Source organism: Bacillus sp. HMF5848, assembly GCF_003944835.1.
In the GTDB taxonomy this organism is placed as follows: Bacteria; Bacillota; Bacilli; order Bacillales; family HMF5848; genus HMF5848.
This window is the reverse complement of sequence record NZ_RWIV01000001.1, coordinates 2,457,501-2,460,000: the sequence shown is the minus strand read 5'-3', so window position 1 is coordinate 2,460,000 and position 2,500 is coordinate 2,457,501. Positions and strand designations below refer to the sequence as shown.

The 2,500-nt window shown below is 34.3% G+C and carries 4 protein-coding genes (2 of these 4 only partly in view); 3 read left to right on the top strand and 1 reads right to left on the bottom strand.

Annotated features, from left to right (window positions below; all coding sequences use genetic code 11):
• The 3 genes in view from EJF36_RS11870 to EJF36_RS11860 are tightly spaced (at most 37 nt apart) and all read left to right on the top strand, a layout consistent with a single transcriptional unit that may run on beyond the window.
• On the top strand, window positions 1-399 hold the 3' portion of the coding sequence (locus EJF36_RS11870) for a hypothetical protein (RefSeq protein WP_125906530.1). It extends 57 nt beyond the left edge of the window; only the last 399 of its 456 coding nucleotides appear in the window; the start codon falls outside the window, past its left edge; it ends in the stop codon at window positions 397-399.
• A complete protein-coding gene (locus tag EJF36_RS11865; protein ID WP_125906529.1) occupies window positions 386-922 on the top strand; it encodes a polyhydroxyalkanoate biosynthesis repressor PhaR in 537 nt (178 codons plus the stop codon). Before EJF36_RS11870 ends, EJF36_RS11865 begins: the two co-directional genes overlap by 14 nt.
• Before the next feature lie 37 nt (window positions 923-959).
• Entirely contained in the window at window positions 960-2,024 is a 1,065-nt protein-coding gene (locus EJF36_RS11860; protein ID WP_125906528.1) for an alpha/beta fold hydrolase, read from the top strand.
• Window positions 2,025-2,055: 31 nt separating this feature from the next.
• Here the strand turns inward: EJF36_RS11860 and EJF36_RS11855 are convergent, their stop codons facing one another.
• A protein-coding gene (locus tag EJF36_RS11855) for an alpha/beta fold hydrolase (protein ID WP_185806891.1) crosses the window boundary here: on the bottom strand, window positions 2,056-2,500 show its 3' portion. The gene runs 320 nt beyond the window's last position; 445 of the gene's 765 nt are visible here — the last part of the coding sequence; the start codon falls outside the window, past its right edge; it ends in the stop codon at window positions 2,056-2,058.

Sequence of the window (2,500 nt, the reverse complement as noted above, 5' to 3'; positions counted from 1 at the left end):
AAACATATACATACTAAAACAAACAGCAGAACTTTTATTAAGGCGTTTGGCATAGCGTTAGATGTTCATTTAAGCGCAATTGAGAATTTAAAGGTTATTACGAGTGATGTTTTAGACAGTTATAATTTACCTAATAAGGACGCCTATATTAGTTTAGCTTTAAGAATAATCGAGTGTGAAGAAAAGATCGATATTTTAGAGAATAAATGTTACGAACAAAATGTTTTAGTGATGCAAACGAATTATAAGTTATTGGCTTGGGAAAATGCTTTAAGTGAATTAAAAGAATTGCTTATATATGAAACCACACAAATAAGAGAAAACAAATTAACACAAATAGAAAGTGAGTTAAAAGATTTACAACTATTATTTAGGAGGGACTTGAATGACGACTTATGATCCATATGACATCCTTCATAAATACAGCATGCTTCTAGAAAAGCAAATGAATGATTTTATTTATCTATGGACAAATAATAAGGAGTTTGTTAAGTCGTTACATACAGGTTCGGATCTTCATGCGCGTATGTATGACTCGATAAAAAATAATCAAGAAGCTATGGCGAATATCCTCAACGTACCAACAAAAAACGATGTTGCAAATGTAGCTAATTTAACAATTCAAACAGAAGAGAAAATTGAAGCTCTCGAGGAGCAAATTTGGAATTTACAAGACTCGATAAATACTCAAAATAAAGAAATGGACAGTGTATTAGAAGTTTCAAAGGATATTATTAAACTAACAAAGCAGTTAAAAACAGAACTTACTAGGACAAAGAAAGAAATTCAAGAATCAAAAAGCTTAAAAACTGAAATCGAGGATTTAAAACTTGAATTAGTGAGTTTTCGAGAAGAGATGATTGAATTAAAAGCGATTGTTCTTAAACAAGGTGAAACTGAACCGGATCAAGCGCCTGTTTAAGTAGGTACTAACAACTCAGATTAAAGGAGCTGAGAAGATGAGCGAAAAAAGAGTACCCCCCTTTGATTATGAGAAAGAGATGAATCGTTGGTCACATCTGATTAAGCTTTTAAGTGAACCAGAACCTAAGATAGGTCACACACCTAGAAATGAGGTATGGAGAAAAAATAAATCTAAGTTGTGGCACTATCCAGCAAAGGAAAAAAAGTACGAAATCCCGTTGTTTTTCGTTTATTCATTATTTAACAAACCTTATATATTGGACATTGCACCAAAATCTAGTGTAATTGAGATTTTAACTAATCTAGGATACGATGTATACTTACTAGATTGGGGATCGCCCGGATATGAAGATAGAAATTTAGATTTAGATACTTACATAGAAAAATACCTGAAGATTGCTGTAAAGCGGGCGCTTCGTCACTCTGGGTGTAATGAAATATCATTAGTAGGTTATTGCTTAGGTGGAACAATTGCCTCTATTTATGCCTCGGTTGCTGAAGAGCCGATTAAAAATTTAATTGTTGCAACTGTTCCTATTGACTTTGGACCGTTCGTTGGTCCTGATAAATGGGCTGAAGGCTTCAGAGAGGGCCATGTAAATATTAATCGATTTGTTGATGTGTATGGAGTGATTCCTCCTCAATACGTTGAAGCAATGTTTCGAGCGATAGGAGCACCAATTTATTTCACAAATTACACAATGCTTTTAAGCCGTGCTCATGATAAACGTTATGTTGATAAGTGGCGTCGTATGAATAAATGGACGCTGGACCAAGTTCCTTTTGCTGGTGCCGCTTATAAACAGCTTGCAAATGATCTTTTCAAAGATAACAAGCTAATTAAAGGTGAATTAATGATAGGTAATAGAATAGCTGATTTAAAGAATATTACAGCTAACCTTTACGTAGTGTCAGGTTCACGTGATAACTTAATTCTAGAAGAACAAAGTGCTCCAATTATGGATCTAGTGTCTAGTGAGGATAAGTCGTATCAAGTAGTAGAAGGAGGGCATGTTACACTTGCGCTAACGGGTGTGTTTGCGAAGCTTGTTCATCAATGGGTAGAAAGTCGTTCCAATCCTATACTACAAAAAACATAGTCAAATTAAGGGGAGGGAGTTTACCTCCCTTTTAATTGTGCTTTTTTAAAAACTCTCGAATTACCTTGTTAAATTTGTCTTTTGCTTCAAATTTTGCAACGTGTCCAGTTTTTCTAAAAATAATAAATTCGGAATGAGGAATCTGCTTGTGCATAATATATTGATTTATCACGGGAGTAACAGCGTCATATTGTCCCCCTAAGATTAACGTAGGGGCATTAATTTTAGGTAGAAGAAACACGTTGTTTACTTGTTGGCATGCTTCCATCGCTTTAAAGTAATAGTGTTTGTTCGGTTTATAAAACTCGTGAAAATTCTTTATATTCTCTTTATCCCAAGAGTAAAGACAAAAACGTGCAGCTCTTTCCTTGAAAGATTTTGACTTTCTGGTCTGAGATTTTCGATATTGAATAAATGCTTTGCCTAATAATTTAGGGGCATAATGGTAAGTACTTACGAGGATTAAAGTGTGGCAC